Source organism: Stenotrophomonas sp. (assembly GCF_035634915.1).
GTDB lineage: Bacteria > Pseudomonadota > Gammaproteobacteria > Xanthomonadales > Xanthomonadaceae > Stenotrophomonas.
Map to the genome: position 1 here is coordinate 35,244 of NZ_DASQCB010000010.1, position 18,635 is coordinate 53,878.

Annotated in this window: 20 protein-coding genes; all 20 read left to right on the top strand. The window is 67.7% G+C overall.

The features are described from left to right. Positions 1-86: 86 nt before the first annotated feature. Entirely contained in the window at positions 87-719 is a 633-nt protein-coding gene (locus VER16_RS08005; protein ID WP_025879002.1) for a response regulator, read from the top strand. Positions 720-1,080: 361 nt separating this feature from the next. Beyond that, on the top strand, positions 1,081-2,490 hold the full coding sequence (rpoN, locus tag VER16_RS08010) for an RNA polymerase factor sigma-54 (protein ID WP_324806991.1): 1,410 nt from the start codon (positions 1,081-1,083) through the stop codon (positions 2,488-2,490). A gap of 14 nt (positions 2,491-2,504) precedes the next feature. Then, on the top strand, positions 2,505-2,882 hold the full coding sequence (locus VER16_RS08015; RefSeq protein WP_049460600.1) for a response regulator: 378 nt from the start codon (positions 2,505-2,507) through the stop codon (positions 2,880-2,882). After that, the gene (locus VER16_RS08020; protein ID WP_324806994.1) at positions 2,879-4,384 is read left to right on the top strand and encodes a sigma-54 dependent transcriptional regulator; all 1,506 of its coding nucleotides are present in this window, start codon (positions 2,879-2,881) and stop codon (positions 4,382-4,384) included. Before VER16_RS08015 ends, VER16_RS08020 begins: the two co-directional genes overlap by 4 nt. Positions 4,385-4,519: 135 nt before the next feature. Continuing rightward, positions 4,520-4,960 (top strand): hypothetical protein, encoded by a 441-nt coding sequence (locus VER16_RS08025; protein ID WP_324806996.1) that lies wholly within the window; start codon positions 4,520-4,522, stop codon positions 4,958-4,960. Between the two features lie 315 nt (positions 4,961-5,275). After that, positions 5,276-5,644 carry a flagellar hook-basal body complex protein FliE gene (fliE, locus tag VER16_RS08030; protein ID WP_324806997.1) on the top strand — a complete coding sequence of 123 codons (369 nt, stop codon included), beginning with the start codon at positions 5,276-5,278 and terminating at the stop codon, positions 5,642-5,644. A gap of 13 nt (positions 5,645-5,657) precedes the next feature. After that, positions 5,658-7,304 carry a flagellar basal-body MS-ring/collar protein FliF gene (gene fliF, locus VER16_RS08035; RefSeq protein WP_324806999.1) on the top strand — a complete coding sequence of 549 codons (1,647 nt, stop codon included), beginning with the start codon at positions 5,658-5,660 and terminating at the stop codon, positions 7,302-7,304. 7 nt (positions 7,305-7,311) lie between these two features. Beyond that, a complete protein-coding gene (gene fliG / locus VER16_RS08040; RefSeq protein WP_324807372.1) occupies positions 7,312-8,298 on the top strand; it encodes a flagellar motor switch protein FliG in 987 nt (328 codons plus the stop codon). Then, positions 8,295-8,936 (top strand): FliH/SctL family protein, encoded by a 642-nt coding sequence (locus VER16_RS08045; protein ID WP_414716031.1) that lies wholly within the window; start codon positions 8,295-8,297, stop codon positions 8,934-8,936. The genes fliG and VER16_RS08045 overlap by 4 nt, the downstream gene beginning before the upstream one ends. Continuing rightward, positions 8,933-10,309, top strand: coding sequence for a FliI/YscN family ATPase (locus tag VER16_RS08050; RefSeq protein WP_324807001.1), 1,377 nt, complete (start codon positions 8,933-8,935; stop codon positions 10,307-10,309). The genes VER16_RS08045 and VER16_RS08050 overlap by 4 nt, the downstream gene beginning before the upstream one ends. A gap of 12 nt (positions 10,310-10,321) precedes the next feature. After that, positions 10,322-10,789 (top strand): flagellar export protein FliJ, encoded by a 468-nt coding sequence (gene fliJ / locus VER16_RS08055; protein WP_324807003.1) that lies wholly within the window; start codon positions 10,322-10,324, stop codon positions 10,787-10,789. Continuing rightward, positions 10,789-11,952, top strand: coding sequence for a flagellar hook-length control protein FliK (locus VER16_RS08060; RefSeq protein WP_324807005.1), 1,164 nt, complete (start codon positions 10,789-10,791; stop codon positions 11,950-11,952). Before fliJ ends, VER16_RS08060 begins: the two co-directional genes overlap by 1 nt. Positions 11,953-12,079: 127 nt before the next feature. Beyond that, entirely contained in the window at positions 12,080-12,595 is a 516-nt protein-coding gene (locus VER16_RS08065) for a flagellar basal body-associated FliL family protein (protein WP_324807007.1), read from the top strand. Positions 12,596-12,607: 12 nt separating this feature from the next. Beyond that, on the top strand, positions 12,608-13,612 hold the full coding sequence (gene fliM / locus VER16_RS08070) for a flagellar motor switch protein FliM (protein WP_324807009.1): 1,005 nt from the start codon (positions 12,608-12,610) through the stop codon (positions 13,610-13,612). Continuing rightward, a complete protein-coding gene (gene fliN / locus VER16_RS08075; protein WP_324807011.1) occupies positions 13,609-13,944 on the top strand; it encodes a flagellar motor switch protein FliN in 336 nt (111 codons plus the stop codon). The genes fliM and fliN overlap by 4 nt, the downstream gene beginning before the upstream one ends. Then, positions 13,941-14,348 carry a flagellar biosynthetic protein FliO gene (gene fliO, locus VER16_RS08080; protein ID WP_324807013.1) on the top strand — a complete coding sequence of 136 codons (408 nt, stop codon included), beginning with the start codon at positions 13,941-13,943 and terminating at the stop codon, positions 14,346-14,348. Before fliN ends, fliO begins: the two co-directional genes overlap by 4 nt. Position 14,349: 1 nt before the next feature. Continuing rightward, positions 14,350-15,126, top strand: a complete 777-nt coding sequence (gene fliP, locus VER16_RS08085) for a flagellar type III secretion system pore protein FliP (RefSeq protein WP_324807015.1) — start codon at positions 14,350-14,352, stop codon at positions 15,124-15,126. Positions 15,127-15,208: 82 nt separating this feature from the next. Further along, positions 15,209-15,478 (top strand): flagellar biosynthetic protein FliQ, encoded by a 270-nt coding sequence (locus tag VER16_RS08090; RefSeq protein ID WP_005413254.1) that lies wholly within the window; start codon positions 15,209-15,211, stop codon positions 15,476-15,478. A gap of 13 nt (positions 15,479-15,491) precedes the next feature. Further along, complete coding sequence (fliR, locus tag VER16_RS08095) at positions 15,492-16,283, top strand: flagellar biosynthetic protein FliR (RefSeq protein WP_324807017.1); 792 nt, start codon at positions 15,492-15,494, stop codon at positions 16,281-16,283. 192 nt (positions 16,284-16,475) lie between these two features. Next, positions 16,476-18,605 carry a bifunctional diguanylate cyclase/phosphodiesterase gene (locus tag VER16_RS08100; protein WP_324807019.1) on the top strand — a complete coding sequence of 710 codons (2,130 nt, stop codon included), beginning with the start codon at positions 16,476-16,478 and terminating at the stop codon, positions 18,603-18,605. The last annotated feature ends 30 nt before the right edge of the window (positions 18,606-18,635 follow it).

Here is an 18,635-nt window from a genome sequence, read left to right on the forward strand (position 1 = left end):
GCTGGCCTGAAGTGGGACGGACGACCCTTGGCGCGCCCGTTCAGCTAAGTTAAGGTGATCTCCCCTTACGGATCTGCTGCGTGCCTGTGCGAGTTCTCATCGTCGACGATCACACCCTGGTTCGCGCCGGCCTGGCGCGGCTGCTGCAGGGGTTTGCCGACGTGCAGCTGGTAGCCGAGGCGAGCAACGCCGAACAGGCGCTGCAGATGGCCCTGCAGCACGCCCCCGACGTGGTTCTGATGGATCTTTCCCTGCCCGGCCGCACCGGCCTGGAAGCGCTGAGCGACATCCGACTGCGCGCGCCCGGTACCCGCATCGTGATGATGACCATGCACGACGACGCCGCCCATGTGCGTGATGCACTGGATCGTGGCGCCGTGGGCTTCGTGGTCAAGGATGCCGCGCCGCAGGAGCTGGAACTGGCGCTGCGTGCCGCGCATGCCGGCCAGGTATTCCTGAGCCCGCAGATCTCGGCCAAGATGCTGGCGCCGATGCTCGGTCGCGAGAAGCCCACCGGCATTGCTGCCCTTTCCCCGCGCCAGCGCGAGATCCTGCGCCGTATCGGCAAGGGCGAAAGCAACAAGGAAATCGCCGCCGATCTGGGCATCAGCGTGAAGACGGTGGAGACCCACCGCGCCCGCATGATGGAATCGCTGGGCTGCCGCCGCGCCAACGATCTGCTGCTGTTGGCCGCACGGCACCAGCACGAGCTTGAATGACCGGGTGCGGGGGGAAAAAGCCGCGCTTCGCGCGGTAGTCGACTGAGAGTCGACTCTACCCCGCCGGCCGCCACCACGCGCCGTGGACCACACAGAGCGCCGGGGCGACGGAATGCCGTCACCCTGACGCCCCCCCCGACGGAATTTCCAACGCCGCCACCGACCTCATGGTCGAGCCGTCCACCTCAAATCAACAACTTGGCGCTGGGCATCGTCAAATTCCCGCTGCGATGTAAGGAAAATCCCTACGACCCGTCAGGAATGCCACCAGTGCACTCAGGAACCCCCCGATTCCGCCTGCCCGGGATCAAAAGCAAGATGTGTTCCACAAGGCGTCGGGGAGCGGCGCCGGGGAACTGCGATGAAAGCTGCACTCTCGACCCAGCTGGGCCAGACACTTCACCTCACCCCTCAGCTGCTGCAGTCCATCCGGCTGCTGCAGCTGGACGGCCTGCACCTGGAACAGGAAATCCAGCGCCTGCTGGATTCCAATCCGCTGCTGGAGATCGAGGAGGCCGAAGCACCGGCCGCCGACGCCACCGACGTCACCGCCACCACCCTGGAGACCGCTGCCTTCGATGAGCTGCCCGAGGCATCGATGTGGGACGTGGCCGGCAGCACCTGGCAGGACGGCGACGACGACCGCATGGCGCGCATCGCCGCCGGCGAATCCAGCGACCCGCAGCTGCGCGTGCTGCAGCGCCTGGCGCTGGACCTGGACGAGCGCGAACTGGCCGTAGCCGCCTTCTGGCTGGAACAGTGTGACGAGGCCGGCTACCTGCAGGCCCCGCGTGAACAGTTGCAGCTGCTGGCCAGTGCCCAGTTCGACATCGACGGTGCCGGCGTGGAAGCCATCCGCCAGCAGCTGCTGCACGGCGAGCCGGCCGGCATGGCCGCACAGGACCTGCGCGAATGCCTGCTGGCCCAGCTCTACAGCCTGCATGGCGTGGTGCCGGCCCGGCACCTGGCCGCGCGCATCCTGGAAGGCGCGCTGGATGCCCTGGCCGCACATGACTACCCCGCCCTGGCCCGCCAGCATGACGCCGAAGTAGAGGATGTGCGCGAGGCCGTGCGCCTGATCCTGTCGCTGCAGCCGCGACCGGGTGACAGCCTGTTGCCCGAGCGCAACACCGTGGTGGTGCCGGACGTGGTTGCCTGGCATGCCGATGGACAGTGGAAAGTGGCGCTGAACCCGGCCACCAGCCGCCGCGTGTCGATCAACAGCCACTACGAACAGGCACTGGCCGAAACCAGTGATGCCGCCCCGGCCCTGCGCGAAATGCTGCAGGAAGCACGCTGGTTCAGCCGCGGCCTGTCGATGCGCTATGACACCCTGCTGCGCACCGCGCGGGTGATCGTCGAGCGCCAGGCGGCGTTCCTGGTGCGTGGCGAGGAAGCCATGGCGCCGCTGACGCTGAAGGAAGTGGCCGAGGAGATCGGCATGCACGAATCCACCGTGTCACGCATCACCACCGGCAAGTTCCTGCAGACCCCGCGCGGCACCTTCGAACTGAAGCATTTCTTCGCGGTGCGCCTGGAAGGTGCAAGCGTGTCCGGCCAGGCCGTGAAGGCGATGGTCCGCCGCCTGATCGACGCCGAACCGGCCGGTCGCCCGCTGGCCGACGAAGCCATTGCCGGCCTGCTTTCACGCCAGGGGGTGAACATTGCCCGCCGAACCGTCGCAAAATACCGCGAACAACTGGATATCGCCCCGGCCCGCGAACGGCGCCGGCTCAGCGCCAGGCAACCACAGCTGGCCCGCGTGGGCTGAAAAGGATGTTGGACATGAACAAGCTCACCGTGCTGCTCGTCGATGACCATGAAGGTTTCATCAACGCAGCGATGCGTCACTTCCGCAAGATCGACTGGCTGCAGATCGTCGGCAGCGCCGGCAATGGACTGGAGGCCATCGAGCGCTCCGAGTCGCTGCGCCCGCAGGTGGTACTGATGGACCTGGCCATGCCGGAAATGGGCGGCCTGCAGGCCACCCGGCTGATCAAGTCGCAGGATGATGCCCCGTACATCGTGATCGCCAGCCACTTCGACGACGTCGAGCACCGCGAACACGCGCTGCGTGCCGGCGCCGACAATTTCGTCAGCAAGTTGTCGTACATCCAGGAAGTCATGCCGATCCTGGAAGGCCTCAGGGAGGATCGATCGTGAGTGAATCGCGCATCCTTGTGCTGGACAACGATGCCGTGCGCGCCGAGCGCACCGTTGCCCTGCTGGAATTCATGGATTTCAACCCGCGCTGGGTGTCCGACGCGGCCGACTTCGACCTGGCCCGCCAGCGCCAGAACGACTGGATGGCGGTGATCGTCGGCAGCCTGGACGACAGCGCCGCCAGCACCGCCCTGTACGCCTGGCTGGGTGGCAGCAGCCTGCCGCCGCCGGTGCTGCTGGCCGATGGCGAAGCAGCAGCGTTTGCCCGCCAGCACGGCCTGCACGAAGCCAACATCTGGCCGCTGGAAGCACCGCTGCGCCATGCGCAGATGGAGGCCCTGCTGCGCCGCGCCAGCCTCAAGCGCCTGGATGCCGAACACCAGGCCGGTGCAGTCCAGGACCAGGGCCCGACCGGCAACGGCCCGGCCGTGACCGGGCTGCGCACCATGATCGAGCAGGTGGCCGCCTTCGATACCACCGTGCTGGTGCTGGGCGAATCGGGCACCGGCAAGGAAGTGGTTTCGCGTTCGATCCACCAGCGCTCGCCGCGCCGTGATGGTCCGTTCGTGGCCATCAACTGCGGCGCCATTCCGGCCGAGCTGCTGGAAAGTGAGCTGTTCGGCCACGAAAAGGGTGCCTTCACCGGTGCGCTGACCGCGCGCAAGGGCCGTTTCGAAATGGCCGAGGGTGGCACTCTGCTGCTGGACGAAATCGGCGACATGAGCCTGCCCATGCAGGTCAAGCTGCTGCGCGTGCTGCAGGAACGCAGCTTCGAGCGCGTTGGTGGCAACCAGACCATCCGCTGCAATGTGCGCGTGGTGGCAGCAACCCACCGCGATCTGGAATCCCGCATTGCCGAGGGCAAGTTCCGCGAGGATCTGTTCTATCGCCTCAACGTGTTCCCGATCGAAGTGCCGGCGCTGCGCGACCGTCGCGAAGACCTGCCGGCGCTGGTGGAAACCATCGCGACCCAGCTGGGCCGCACCGGCCGCGGCGAAGTCCGCTTCACCCCGGAGGCCCTGCAGGCCCTGGCCGGGTACGAATGGCCGGGCAACGTGCGCGAGCTGACCAATCTGGTCGAGCGCCTGGCGGTGCTGCACCCCGGTGGTTCGGTGCGCGTGCAGGATCTGCCGGCCCGCTACCGTGGCGATGCCGCGCTGGCACCGGTGGCAGCCCCTGCCCCGGCGCCGGTGGCCGCCAGCGACGACCGCCTGGATCTGCGCAGCTTCTCCTTCCACACCCCGGGCAGTGGCAGCCAGGCCGTGCTGGAGCACGGCATTGCCGTGAGCCGCAGCACTACGCCGGCAGCCCTTCCCGACGACGGCCTGGACCTGCGCAACCACATGGCCACGATCGAGCTGGGCCTGATCAACGAAGCACTGGAACGCACCCAGGGCGTGGTCGCCCACGCCGCCCAGCTGCTCGGCCTGCGCCGCACCACCCTGGTGGAGAAGCTGCGCAAGTACGGTATCGAACGCGAGCCGGCCGAACTGGCGGGCTGATGCCGGACAAATCGAGGGGAACGCAACGCCCGGGCCTGCCCGGGCGTTGCTCTTTCTGCAGATTGCAAGTTGTTGCACAGACATTTGCCACGACACCGCATAGCTTTTCCGGTCGAGTTCGGATCAGGGAATGTCATGAACACGCCGTTCGAAAGCACCCGGCAGGCCGTGCTGGAATCGATGCTGATCGATTGCCTGGGCCACGCCGATCACATCGCCGATGAGGTCTATCTCCACTGCGTGGTCGAGTGCGGGGTGTCCTCCGCGGATGTCTTCTATGACATCAACGGCAAGCTTTACCGCATGCGCGAACTGGATGGCCCGGAAGACGGAGATCGGACGCTTGCCCTGCTCATCCGTCTGATGGACAGCCTCGATGCGCTGGTCGGGCTTCACCAGCACCACGCGCATCCGCCGCCCACGGGGCTGAAGCTGCACTATGACGCGGTGCGAGACCTGCTGTCGGTTGCATGGTCCTACGACCTCCAGTTCTCCGACAGCGGCACCCTCCTGCCGGCAGATCTCTTTGACGCCTGGTTCGAAGAAGTGAGCATGCGGCCGCGTCGCATCGCCTGACACACCATCGGCGCGCCGGAAAACCGCCACACCCGACCTGCGCCCGGTCGACCGACCCAGGCCAAAAAACCGACGCCGGTGAAATGACGCGCCCAAAGGGGTCAGAGCCCGTAACTCTGCAACGGGATCCGACCCCGGGCCGACCATCGGTCGGCCCCCACCATCAGCAGCAGGGAACTGTCGAAGGCGGGGCGCGGGGTGCAACCCCGCAAAATCCCGCCACCCTCACGACACTGAATCGAAAACCGGTTTCGGCACGCCGCTTGCACTGCATCCAGACGAAAGCCCCCATCCCTGTTTCTGGAACCGTTGCAGATGTCCCACTCCGTCACTTCGATCCTTTCCCAGATCCGCTCCTATCAGACCCAGATGGGACAGCCGGCGGCGCTCAACCCGCTGGCCGAAGCGCCGCGTAGCAATGCCCTGCCGGGCACGGTGCTGGATGCGCCGCAGGTCCAGCCCGCCAGCTTCACCGAGACCCTGCGCGGTGCCATCGCCGGCGTCAACGATGCCCAGCAGACGTCCGGTGCCCTGGCCAAGGCCTTCGAGCTGGGCGAGCCCGGTGCCGACCTGGCCAAGGTGATGGTCGCCTCGCAGCAGTCCCAGATCGCCTTCCGTGCCACCGTGGAAGTCCGCAACCGTCTCGTCCAGGCTTACCAGGACGTGATGAACATGCCGCTGTAAGGAACGTTGACGCATGGCACTGACGCTCTCCAAGGAAACCCTGAACGCCGAAAAGGCCGGGCAGTGGTTCGACCGCCTGCAGAGTCTGCAGATCACCCGCCGCCTGGGCCTGATGGCGATGATCTCGGTGGCGGTGGCGGCAGGCCTGTTCGTGTTCTTCTGGTCGCAGAAGCCCGGCATGGTCCCGCTGTACACCGGGCTGGACCAGAAGGCGACCGCCGAGGCCACTGACCTGCTGCGCGCGGCACAGATTCCGTTCGAGCTGGACCCGGCCACCGGCGGCATCACCGTGCCGGAAAAGAACCTGCACGATGCCCGCCTGAAGCTGGCAGGCTCGGGCCTGACCGACAGCGGCAAGCTCGGCTTCGAGCTGATGGAACGTGACCCCGGCTTCGGCGTCAGCCAGTTCGTCGAAAGCGCGCGCTACCAGCACGCGCTGGAAACCGAACTGTCGCGCACCATCAACACGCTGCGCCCGGTGCGCGATTCGCGCGTGCACCTGGCCATTCCCAAGCCCAGCGCGTTCACCCGCCAGCGTGACGTGGCCAGCGCCTCGGTCACCCTGGAACTGCGTGGCGGCCAGCAGCTGGAACGCAGCCAGGTCGATGCCATCGTGCACATGGTGGCTGCCGCCATTCCCGATCTTGCGCCGGAACGGGTGACCATCGTCGACCAGAGCGGCCGCATGCTCAGCGTCAGCGATCCGAACAGCGAAGCGGCGGTCAACGCCGCCCAGTTCGAGCAGGTACGCCGCCAGGAAACCTCGTTCAACCAGCGCATCCGCGAGCTGCTGGAGCCGATGACCGGCCCCGGCCGGGTCAACCCGGAAGTGAGCGTGGACATGGATTTCTCGGTGACCGAGGAAGCGCGCGAACTCTACAACGGTGAACCGCAGAAGCTGCGCAGCGAGCAGATGAGCGAGAACACCACCACCACGCCGGGCCCGCAGGGCGTGCCGGGTGCGACCAGCAACAGCCCGCCGGGCCAGCAGGCCGCCCCGCCCACCGCGCAGACCCCGACCGAAAGCAGCAAGAACGCCACCCGCAACTACGAGCTGGACCGTACCCTGCAGCACACCCGCCAGCCGGCCGGCCGCATCAAGCGGGTCTCGGTGGCGGTGCTGGTGGACAACGTGCCGCGCGCCGGCGCCAACGGCAAGGTCGCGCCGCAGCCGTTGTCGGCTGCCGAACTGACCCGCGTGGAGGCATTGGTCAAACAGGCCGTGGGCTTCAACGCCGAGCGTGGCGATACCGTGTCGGTGATGAACGCGCCGTTCGTGCGCGACACCACGCCGGTGGAAGGCCCGGCCTGGTGGGAGCTGCCATGGGTGTTCGACGCCGGCCGCATGCTGCTGGGCGCGGTGATGGTGCTGGCCCTGCTGTTCGGTGTCCTGCGCCCTGCCCTGCGCGGCATTACCGGGCAGAACAAGAAAGACGACGCCGCCGCACTGGAGCCGCATACCGCGGATGTGCAGCTGGTGGATGACGATGGCAGCCCGCTGCCGGCGCTGGGCGCCGACCGGGCGAGCCTGGGCGGGCCGGACCCCTTGGCCCTGCCGGTGGATTCTTATGAGGAACGACTGCGGATGGCCCGTGAAGCCGTGAAGACCGATTCCAAGCGCGTGGCCCAGGTGGTCAAGGGCTGGGTGGCCAATGACTGAGCCGCAACTGACCGGTGTACAGCGCGCTGCCGTGCTGCTGCTGTCCCTGGGTGAACTGGATGCGGCCGAAGTGCTGCGCCACATGGAACCCAAGGAAGTGCAGAAGATCGGCATCGCCATGGCGACCATGACCGACATCACCCGTGACCAGGTGGGCCGGGTGATGGACCAATTCAACCAGGAACTGGGCTCGAAGACCTCGCTTGGCGTGGGCTCGGACGACTACATCCGCAACATGCTGATCCAGGCGCTGGGCAGCGAGAAGGCCAGCGGCCTGATCGACCGCATCCTGCTGGGCCGCAACACCACCGGCCTGGACGCGCTGAAGTGGATGGACCCGCGTGCGGTGGCCGACCTGGTGCGCAACGAGCACCCGCAGATCATCGCCATCGTGATGGCCCACCTGGAAACCGACCAGGCCGCCGATGCGCTGAAGCTGCTGCCCGACCGCACCCGCGTGGATGTGCTGCTGCGCATCGCCACCCTGGACGGCATCCCGCCGAACGCGCTGAACGAACTGAACGAGATCATGGAGCGCCAGTTCGCCGGCAACCAGAACCTGAAGTCGTCCAACATCGGCGGCGTGCAGTGCGCGGCCAACATCCTCAACTTCATGGAAAGCGGCCAGGACCAGGTGATCCTGGGCGAGATCGCGCGCATCGATGCGCCGCTCAGTGGCCGCATCCAGGACCTGATGTTCGTGTTCGACGACCTGGTCGACCTGGACGACCGCGAGATGCAGCTGGTGCTGCGCGAAGTCAGCGGCGAGCGCCTAGGCCTGGCCCTGCGTGGCGCCGACATCAAAGTGCGCGACAAGATCACCCGCAACATGTCCCAGCGTGCGGCCGAGATCCTGCTGGAAGACATGGAAGCCCGCGGCCCGGTGCGCCTGTCCGACGTGGAAGGCGCGCAACGCGAGATCCTGGCCATCGTCAAGCGCATGGCCGATGAGGGCACCGTCACCATCGGTGGCAGCGCGGAGGCCATGCTGTGAGCAACGTCGTGCGCTGGCTCGCCCCGGACCTGCTGGCCCAGCCGCCCTCGGAGCTGGATCACGAGGATGTGTTCGCCCTCACCGAACCGGATCCGGACCATGAGCCGGAACCGGTACTGCAGCTGCCCACCCTGGAAGAGATCCAGGCGATCCAGGACAGCGCGGAAAAGGAAGGCTTCCAGCACGGCCACAGCGAAGGCTACGGCCAGGGCCAGGCCGAGGTGCGGCGTTTGATCGCGCAGATGGAAGGCATCCTGGACAACTTCAGCCGGCCGCTGGTGCGGCTGGAAAATGAAGTGGTGGGCGCGCTGGGCGAACTGGCCGTACGCATCGCCGGCGCACTGGTCGGCCGTGCCTACGAAGCGGATCCGGCACTGCTGGTACAGCTGGTGGGTGAGGCCGTGGATGCGGTGGGCGGCAGCACGCGCGAGGTGGAAGTGCGCCTGCATCCGGACGACATCGCCGCGCTGGCGCCGCTGATGACCCTGTCGCCCACGCAGCGCCTGGTACCCGACACCAGCCTCAGCCGCGGCGACCTGCGTGTGCACGCCGAAGCCGTTCGCATCGACGGCACCCTGGAGGCTCGCCTGCGCGGCGCGCTGGACGCAGTGATCCGCCAGACCGGAGCCACCCCATGACACCTGAAGCGAATCTGCCACCGCCGCCCACCGACTGGGCCATGGCACGCAACCTGCGCCTGGCCCGTCGCCTGGAGGGCCTGCGCGTGGATACCGCGCATGGCCGTGGCCTGATCCGCGAAGGCGTACTGCGCCGCGCGGTCGGCCTGACCCTGGAAGCGGTGGGCTGCGAGGCGCCGCTGGGGGCCAGCTGCAAGGTGGAAGTGGTCGATGGCGGCTGGGTCGATGCCGAAGTGGTGGGCTTTGCCGGTGAACGCACCTACCTGATGCCCAGCGCCGAGCTGCATGGCCTGCTGCCCAACGCACGCGTGGTGCCTTCGGCGCGACGTGGCGGCGTGGAAGTGGGCGAAGGCCTGCTTGGCCGCGTGATCGACAGTGATGGCGTGCCGCTGGATGGCAAGGGTCCGATCCGTGCCGAAGGCCATGTGGGCATGGCCGGCGTATCGATCAACCCGCTCGCGCGCGAGCCCATCACCCAGCCGCTGGACGTGGGCGTGCGCGCGATCAATGCCCTGCTGCCGATCGGCCGTGGCCAGCGCGTGGGCCTGTTCGCCGGCTCCGGTGTCGGTAAATCGACGCTGCTGGGCATGATGACCCGCTACACCGCCGCCGATGTCATCGTGGTCGGCCTGATCGGTGAACGTGGCCGCGAAGTCCGCGATTTCGTTGAAACCACGCTGGGCGAGGAAGGCCTGCGCCGCGCGGTGGTGGTGGCCAGCCCGGCCGACCGCCCGCCATTGGCGCGCCTGCACGGCGCTTACCGCGCCACGGCGATTGCCGAGTGGTTCCGCGACCAGGGCCTGAACGTGCTGCTGCTGATGGATTCGCTGACCCGCTTCGCCCAGGCGCAGCGCGAGATCGGCCTGTCGGTGGGCGAGCCACCCACCACCCGCGGCTACCCGCCGTCGGTGTTTGCCAAGCTGCCGGCGCTGGTGGAACGTGCCGGCAACGGCGCCAAGGGCCGCGGCTCGATCACCGCCTTCTACACCGTGCTGACCGAAGGCGATGACCCGCAGGATCCGATTGCCGACGCGGCGCGCGCCATCCTCGACGGCCACATCCTGCTCTCGCGCCGGGTGGCCGACAGCGGCCTGTACCCGGCCATCGACGTCGAATCGTCGGTCAGCCGCGTGGTCACGGAAATCGCCGACGAGCCGTGGCGCCTGCGCATCCGCAAGCTGAAGCGCCTGGTCTCGGCGTACTCGTCCAACCGCGACCTGATTGCAATCGGCGCCTACCAGCGCGGCAACGACGCCGCCACCGACGAAGCCCTGGAACGTTGGCCGGAAATCATGGAGTTCCTCGGCCAGGACGTGGCCAAGGCCGCCGATCTTCCGCACAGCCAGGCCGCGCTGCAGCGCCTGGTGGATTAAGAGAGTCACACCATGACACAGTCCAAGCGCATCGATCCCCTGCTGAAGCGGGCCCAGGAACACGAAGACGCCGTCGCCCGCGACCTGGCCGAGCGCCAGCGCGTGCTTGATACCCACCTGTCGCGCCTGGACGAGCTTCGCCGCTACGCCGAGGAGTACGCAAACGCACAGATGGCCGCCACCAGCCCGGCGCAGCTGCTCAACCGCCGCGCCTTTCTCGACCGTCTCGACAGTGCGGTGGAACAGCAGCAGGCCACGGTGCAGGGCAACCGCGAAAAAGTGGAAGCCGAGCGCGCGCGCCTGATCCTGGCCAGCCGCGACAAGGCCGTGCTGGAACAGCTGGCCGCCAGCTACCGCGCCCAGGAAAAGGTGGTGACCGACCGCCGCGACCAGCGCGAAATGGATGATATCGGCGCCCGCCGTTCGCGCCTGGCACAGGCCGGCGAGCAGGACGGTGGCGATCAGGGAGGCCGCCCGTGATGCCTTCCGCGCTTTCCAGCAGCGTCGGCACCAGCGCCAGCGCCAGCGCCAGCAGCGCCCCGACCGGCAGTCCGCGCAGCTCGGGCAGCGGCAAGGATTTCGGGCAGATGCTGCAGGGCCCTGCGCAGAAGGACACCCCAGCTGGCACCAAAGTCACGCCGAGCGCCCCCGGAACCGCGTCCAACAGCGCGTCGGCCACTGCTGACGGCAGCACGGACACACCTGCCGGCACGGCCACGGACAGCGAGGACGGCGCGACCGAAACCGCCGCCGCCACGCCCACCGTGCCGACCACCGCCGAAGACAAGGACACGGCCAGCGATGCTGATGATGCGCCGTGGCCGCCTCCCGGCCTGGCCGGCCTTGTGCTGGCCGCACCGGTGGCCATCGATCCCGTCGCAACGGCACCGGTGGTGAGCGCGAACGGTGGCGACACCGCCGCAGCTGCTGCCACGCCTGCGCTGCCGACCAGCGCCCTGCCCGCCACGGCGGCGCCACTCGCCGCCACACCGGTCACGACCTCCGCTGTGGCCACCACCAGTGAAGGCGAGATGTCCACCCAGCCGCTGCCCGCCATGATCCTCGGCCAGCAGGCCCTGGACGGGGCCGACGACAGCGACACCCTGGCGGTCGGCGATCGCACGCCACCGGCCCCGCTGCAGTCGCCGCTGCCTGCGGCGCTGCAGGATCTGAAAGCCGCCCTGGCCAGCACCGCCGTCTTCAGCGGTGAACCCACGCCGACCCCGACCGTGGGTGACGACGGCTTCGATCAGGCCATTGGCGCGCGCCTGGGCTGGCTGGCGGACCAGAAGATCGGCCACGCCCATATCCGCCTCAACCCCGAAGACCTGGGCCCGGTGGACGTGCGCCTGCAGATGACGGGCGACAAGGTGCATGCCAGCTTCAGCAGCCCGCACGTGGATGTACGCCAGGCGCTGGAAAGCAGCCTGCCGCGCCTGCGCGAACTGCTGGGCGAACAGGGCTTCCAGCTGGCCCATGCCGACGTCGGCCAGCAGCACAGCGGTGACGGCGGTCCGTCGGGGCAGCCGGCGGGCGCCGGCAATGGCATCGGCGGAGGCGACGGAGAACCGTCGCGCGCCGATACGTCGGTGTCGGCCGCACAGTTGATCCGCCAGCGCGGCCTGCTCGACGCCTACGCGTAACCGGCGGCCAACCAAGGTTGGCCACTTCCGGAACCGGGGCGCCGACGGAAATCCGTCGCCCCCTCCCCCCGCACTGCGGCACGCCCCTTGCATATCACGGTGAAGCAACCCTCAGGAGCTTCACCTCGTGGCCGCAGCCGCTGACAAAACCAAGAAAACCGCCGACAAGGACAAGACTGCCAAGTCGCGCAGTCCATTGTTGATCACCGCCCTGGTGGCCGTGCTGGCCGCAGGTGCCGCGGGTGGCGGCGTCTGGTTCTTCACCCAGTCCAAGCACGAAGAGAAGACCGCCGAAGCCCCGAAGAAGGGCGCGGTGCCGGCCCCGGCCCAGTACTTCGCCCTCGACCCGGCCTTCGTGGTCAACCTCAGTGGTTCGGTGGACGGCCCGCGCTATCTGCAGGTGGAAGTGCAGCTGATGACCCGTGACCCGGCCGCGCTGGAAGCGATCAAGACCCACGCCCCGGCCATCCGCGCGCGCCTGCTGATGCTCTTCTCGCAGGTCACCGCCGACCAGATCGCCGACATCGCCGGCAAGCAGAAGCTGCAGGCCAATGCGCTGGCCGAAGTGCAGAAGGTGCTCAAGGCCGAGACCGGCAGCAACGGTGCCGACGATCTGCTGTTCACCAGCTTCGTGACCCAGTAAGGGCTGCCCACGATGAATGACCTGCTGTCCCAGGATGAGATCGATGCCCTGCTCCATGGCGTGGACAGTGGCGCGGTCGAAACCGAGCCGGAGGCGCCCAGTGGCGAGGCCCGTTCGTACGATTTCGCCAGCCAGGATCGGATCATCCGCGGCCGCATGCCGACCCTGGAAATGGTCCACGAGCGTTTCGCACGCCTGTGGCGGATCGGTCTGTTCAACCTGATCCGGCGCTCGGCCGAACTGTCAGTGCGCGGCATCGAACTGATCAAGTTCAACGACTACATGCACTCGCTGTATGTACCGACCAACCTGAACCTGATCCGCTTCAAGCCACTGCGTGGCACCGGCCTGATCGTGTTCGAGCCGACCCTGGTGTTCGCCATCGTCGACAACTTCTTCGGCGGTGACGGGCGCTACCCCACCCGCATCGAGGGCCGCGAATTCACCGCCACCGAAATGCGGGTGATCCAGCTGCTGCTCAAGCAGACCTTCGCCGATCTGCGCGAGGCCTGGGCGCCGGTGATGGAAGTGGATTTCGAATACATCAACTCGGAAATCAACCCGCACTTCGCCAACATCGTGACGCCGCGCGAGTACGTGGTGGTATGCCGCCTGCACGTCGAACTCGACGGCGGTGGCGGCGACATCCACGTCACCCTGCCCTACTCGATGCTCGAGCCGATCCGCGAACTGCTCGATGCCGGCATCCAGAGCGACCGCAACGACCGCGATGCCAGCTGGGGCGTGATGCTGCGCGAGCAGCTCAACATCGCCGAGGTCACCCTGTCCAGCGTGCTGGCCAGCAAGCGCATGACCCTGCGTGACCTGACCCAGCTGAAGGTCGGCGACATCCTGCCGATCGAGCTGAACCCGCAGGTGCCGCTGTGCGTGGAGAACATCCCCGTGTTCACCGGCGAATTCGGCATCGCCAACGGCATGAACGCCGTGAAGATCACCGCTACCCATCCGCCGGGCACCCGCCCGCGCGTACCCGTCATCCAGGAAGACCCGCAATGAACGATATCGACGCCCTCGAACCGACCCCGGCCCAGTTCGGCACCCTGCAGGCCGATGAATCGAACAGCCCGGACCTGAATCTGGACGTGATCCTCGACGTGCCGGTGACGCTGTCGCTGGAAGTCGGCCGCGCCCGGCTGCCGATCCGCAACCTGCTGCAGCTCAACCAGGGTTCGGTGGTGGAACTGGAACGCGGTGCCGGTGAATCGCTGGATGTGTTCGTCAACGGCACCCTGATCGCGCATGGCGAAGTGGTGGTCATCAACGATCGCTTCGGCGTGCGCCTGACCGACGTGGTCAGCCCGAGCGAGCGGATCCGGAGACTGCGTTGAACCTGCTGCTCGCCACGGCCCAGGCCGCTGCCAAGGCCACGCCGCAGATCGGCCAGCATGCCGCTGGCGCACCGAGCCTGTTCGGCGCGGTGCTGGCGCTGCTGGCGGTGCTGGCGCTGGTGGTGGGTCTGGGCTGGCTGCTCAAGCGCATGCCGGGCAGCGGTTTCCGCCCGCCCGAGGGCATGAAGCTGGTGGCCAGCCTGAGCGTGGGCGCCAAGGAACGCGTGGTGGTGGTCGAGGTCAATGGCCAGCAGCTGCTGCTGGGCGTGACTGCCGCCAGCATCAATGCCCTGCACACCCTTTCCGAACCGTTGCCGCCGCCGGCACCCGTGCGCGTGCCGGACCTGAAGAACCTGCCGAATTTCGCCCAGCTGCTGCACCAGCGGCTGCGCAAGGATCCCTGAGATGCGTGTCACCCCTGCCCGTCCCGCCACCGCCCTGTCGTGGCTGCTGCTGATTGCCCTGTGCCTGCTGCCCGCGCTGGCCTTCGCCGCGCCCGGCGCACCGCCGTCGCTGCCTGATGTGAACGTCGGCAGGATCGGCGGCGCCCCGGTCAGCCTGCCGCTGCAGACCCTGCTGCTGATGACGGCGATCACTCTGATCCCGTCGATGCTGCTGGTGCTGACTTCCTTCACCCGCATCATCATCGTGCTGGGCCTGCTGCGCCAGGCGCTGGGCACCGGGCAGACGCCGTCCAACCAGGTGCTGCTGGGCCTGGCCCTGTTCCTCACCGCGATGATCATGATGCCCACCTGGGACAAGGCGTGGAGCACGGGCATGGCGCCCTACCTCAACGGCGACATCGATTTCCAGACCGCCTGGACCCTGACCACCCAGCCGCTGCGCGGCTTCATGCTGGCGCAGATCCGCGAGACCGACCTGATGACCTTCGCCGGCATCGCCGGGCACGGCACCTACGCCAGCCCCGACGCGATCCCGTTCCCGGTACTGGTGGCCTCGTTCGTCACCAGCGAACTGAAGACCGCCTTCGAGATCGGCTTCCTGATCTTCATCCCGTTCGTGATCATCGATCTGGTGGTGGCCAGCGTGCTGATGTCGATGGGCATGATGATGCTGTCGCCGATGCTGGTCTCGGCCCCGTTCAAGATCCTGCTGTTCGTGCTGGTTGATGGCTGGGTGCTGACGGTGGGTACGTTGGCGGCCAGCTTCAACCCGGCGTGATTGAGAGGCAGTCGAGCATGGCTCGACTCTACAGAAGCGCAGTCGAGCATGGCTCGACTCTACATAGGCAGATGGAACCCGAATGTCTCCCGAACTTGCCCTGACCGAACTGCGTGGCGGCCTGATCACTGTGTTGTGGGTGGCCGGCCCGCTGCTGCTCACCGTGCTGGTGGTGGGCGTGGTGGTGGGCGTGGTCCAGGCCGCGACCCAGTTGAACGAGCCCACCATTGCCTTCGTCGCCAAGGCCGCTGCACTGACCGCCGTGCTGTTCGCGCTGGGCAGCCTGCTGATCGGCCATCTGGTCGAATTCACCACGCTGCTGTTCCAGCGCATTCCCCACCTGATCGGCTAGGACGCGCGCGCTGATGGATGCCGCCACCCAGATGGCTGCCGACGGCCTGCAGGCCTTCGGCATGATCGGCACGGTGCTGTGGACCATGCTGCGCATCGGCGCGGTGGCCATGGCCATGCCCATGGTCGGCACCCGCGCGGTGCCGCAACGGATCCGCGTGGTCCTGGCCGGCACCCTGTCCATCGCCCTGACCCCGCTGCTGCCGCCGGTTCCGGCATGGACCGGCTTCGACGCCGCCACCGTGCTGACCATCGCACGCGAACTGGCCATCGGCGTGTCCATCGGCTTCATGCTGCGGCTGATCTTCGAAGCCGGTGCCATGGCCGGCGAACTGGTGGCCCAAGGCACCGGCCTGGCCTTTGCACAGATGAGCGACCCGCTGCGCGGTGGCACCTCCGGTGTCATCGGCCAGTGGTTCTACCTGCTCTTTGGCTTGTTGTTCTTCACTGCCAACGGCCATCTGGCGCTGATCTCGCTGGTGGTGGACAGCTATCGTGCCCTGCCCATCGGTGCACCGCTGCCCGATCCCAATGCCTTCTTCAGCATCGCACCTACTCTGCTGCTGACCGTGCTGCGCGGCGCCCTCACCCTGGCCATCCCGCTGACGGTGGCAATGCTGGCAGTGAACCTCGCCTTCGGCGTGCTGGCCCGCGCCGCACCGGCACTGAACCCGATCCAGCTGGGCCTGCCGGTCTCACTGCTGCTGGGCCTGTTCCTGCTGGCCCTGCTGGTGGGGGAAATGGGACCGCCGGTGCAGCGCCTGTTCGATTCCGCGTTCGAGGCCGCACGCGCCGTCACGCAATGACGCCGCCGTCACCCGGCCGTACCCGATCCATCATCACGTTTTGTTTATTGCCGTGCCCCCCGGGGGCCGCGTTAGAGTGAATAGGCGGTGACCAGGGGGACACCGCGCCTGGCAGTCGCAGTCCGGGCCGCCTGCCTCATCCATGCCCCAACGAAGTTTTTCCGTCGACAGGCAGGTCCGGGAGAATGACGAATGCTGGTAGGCACGTATAACCCTTGGCTGGTGGCAGTTTCGCTGCTGGTTGCGGTGATGGCTTCCTACACCGCGCTGGCGATGGCCGGCCGCACGGTCACCGCGCCCGGCAAGGGGGCCACCTGGTGGTGGCGGTGGGGCGGCGGCTTTGCGATGGGTCTGGGCATCTGGTCGATGCACTTCATCGGCATGCTGGCCTTCGATCTGCCCATCCCGCTCGGCTACGACCTGCCCATCACCCTGTTGTCGCTGGCCATGGCCATCGCCGCATCGGTGTTCGCCCTGTGGCTGGTCTCCCTGCGCACCCTGCCGCATCCACGGTTGGCCGGCGGCGCGGTGCTGATGGGCATCGGCATTGCCGGCATGCATTACGTGGGCATGGCCGCCCTGCGCATGCGCCCGGGCATCGACTACGATCCGGTCTGGCTGGCCTTGTCGCTGGCGGTTGCGGTGGCCGCCTCCTGGGTCGCGCTGTATGTGGCCTTCCGCCTGCGCGCGCAGCACACGCGCAGCGTTGACCGCCTGGCCGCCGCCGGCCTGCTGGGTCTGGCGATCGTCGGCATGCACTACACCGGCATGGCCGCCGCCCGCTTCCCCGAGGGCAGCGTGTGTGGCGCGGCGGTGGGCGATGGCCTGCAGAACACCTGGCTGGCGATGCTGGTGGTGGTGCTGACCGTGGCCATCCTGGCGGTGGTGCTGGTGGTGTCCTGGATGGACCAGCGCCTGGAGGCACAGCTGCTGCGCCTGCGCAATGCAATGCTGAGCACCTCGCTGACCGATGCCCAGCAGGAGCTGACCCAGGCCGCGCTGCACGATCCGCTCACCCGCCTGCCCAACCGCCTGCTGCTGCAGCGGCACATCGTGCAGGCGCTGGCCGACGCCGAACAGGGCGGCAGCCGCTTCGCGGTGATGTTCATGGATCTGGATGGCTTCAAGCAGGTCAATGATGCCCACGGCCACCAGGCCGGCGATGCGCTGCTGGTGGCCGTGGCCGAGCGTACCGGCCAGCTGCTGCGGCCACACGACATGCTGGCGCGGCTGGGGGGTGACGAATTCGTGCTGGTGGTACGCATCGACCACGACGAAGACCTGCCGACGCTGGCCCGGCGCATCCTGCAGGCGGTGGGCAACGGCCCATTGCTGGCCGACAGCGAACTGCAGGTGACCGCCAGCATCGGCGTGGCCATCTGCCCGGACCACGCGGCCAGCGAACGGCAGCTGATGGCCTTCGCCGATGCCGCGATGTACCAGGCCAAGGAATCAGGCCGGAATGCTTTCGTGATGTTCGCCGACTGGATGAATGACAGCGCCGAGCAACAGTTCCGCCTGCTTGCCGACCTGCGGCGGGCGATCCAGAGCGAGCAGCTGTTCCTGCACTACCAGCCGAAGATCCAGGTCGCCACGCAGAAGGTGGCCGGTGCCGAAGCGCTGATCCGCTGGCGCCATCCCGAGCACGGCCTGGTCCCGCCGGACCGCTTCATCCGCTTGGCCGAGCGCAGCGGTGCCATCAACGAGATCGGCCGCTGGGCGCTGGACCAGGCCTGCGCGCAGCTGCGCCGCTGGCACGATGCCGGCCATGATGGCTGGTCGATGTCGGTCAACCTGTCACCGGTGCAGTTCGGTTCGCCGCACCTGCTGCTGGATGTGAGCGAGGTGATCGAGCGGCACCGCATTCCTCCGCGCCAGCTGGTGCTGGAGATCACCGAGAGCACGGTGATGCGCGATACCGACACCAGCCTGCGGCTGCTGCAGGCGCTGTCGGCACTGGGCGTTGGCATCTCCATCGATGATTTCGGCACCGGCTATTCCAGCCTGCTGTACCTGAAGCGGCTGCCGGCCACGGAGATCAAGATCGACCACGCCTTCGTCCGCGATCTGGAACACAGCGCCGAGGACGTGGTGATCGTCTCGGCCATCGTGGCCCTGGGCCACGCGCTGGACATGGACATCGTCGCCGAGGGCGTGGAGACCGCGGCCCAGCGCGCCTACCTGGAACGCCTGGGCTGCGACTTCCTGCAGGGCTTCCTGCTGGGCCGGCCGGTGGACGCGGCGCGTTTCATGCAGCTGCACGACCTGCCGCGGCCCCGCATCGAGCTGGCACAGAGTCCGCCACCGCCCAGCCCGGCCTGACGCCGTGCGTGGCCCGGCGCCCGCCGACCG

Excerpts from the sequence above, each read along its gene's own strand:
- fliP (WP_324807015.1), top strand. The coding sequence starts at position 14,350 with ATGCGTGTCACCCCTGCCCGTCCCGCCACCGCCCTGTCGTGGCTGCTG.
- fliN (WP_324807011.1), top strand. The coding sequence starts at position 13,609 with ATGAACGATATCGACGCCCTCGAACCGACCCCGGCCCAGTTCGGCACC.
- VER16_RS08100 (WP_324807019.1), top strand. The coding sequence starts at position 16,476 with ATGCTGGTAGGCACGTATAACCCTTGGCTGGTGGCAGTTTCGCTGCTG.
- fliE (WP_324806997.1), top strand. The coding sequence starts at position 5,276 with ATGTCCCACTCCGTCACTTCGATCCTTTCCCAGATCCGCTCCTATCAG.
- VER16_RS08025 (WP_324806996.1), top strand. The coding sequence starts at position 4,520 with ATGAACACGCCGTTCGAAAGCACCCGGCAGGCCGTGCTGGAATCGATG.
- fliR (WP_324807017.1), top strand. The coding sequence starts at position 15,492 with ATGGATGCCGCCACCCAGATGGCTGCCGACGGCCTGCAGGCCTTCGGC.
- VER16_RS08015 (WP_049460600.1), top strand. The coding sequence starts at position 2,505 with ATGAACAAGCTCACCGTGCTGCTCGTCGATGACCATGAAGGTTTCATC.
- fliJ (WP_324807003.1), top strand. The coding sequence starts at position 10,322 with ATGACACAGTCCAAGCGCATCGATCCCCTGCTGAAGCGGGCCCAGGAA.
- VER16_RS08090 (WP_005413254.1), top strand. The coding sequence starts at position 15,209 with ATGTCTCCCGAACTTGCCCTGACCGAACTGCGTGGCGGCCTGATCACT.
- fliF (WP_324806999.1), top strand. The coding sequence starts at position 5,658 with ATGGCACTGACGCTCTCCAAGGAAACCCTGAACGCCGAAAAGGCCGGG.
- fliM (WP_324807009.1), top strand. The coding sequence starts at position 12,608 with ATGAATGACCTGCTGTCCCAGGATGAGATCGATGCCCTGCTCCATGGC.
- VER16_RS08060 (WP_324807005.1), top strand. The coding sequence starts at position 10,789 with ATGCCTTCCGCGCTTTCCAGCAGCGTCGGCACCAGCGCCAGCGCCAGC.
- rpoN (WP_324806991.1), top strand. The coding sequence starts at position 1,081 with ATGAAAGCTGCACTCTCGACCCAGCTGGGCCAGACACTTCACCTCACC.
- VER16_RS08050 (WP_324807001.1), top strand. The coding sequence starts at position 8,933 with ATGACACCTGAAGCGAATCTGCCACCGCCGCCCACCGACTGGGCCATG.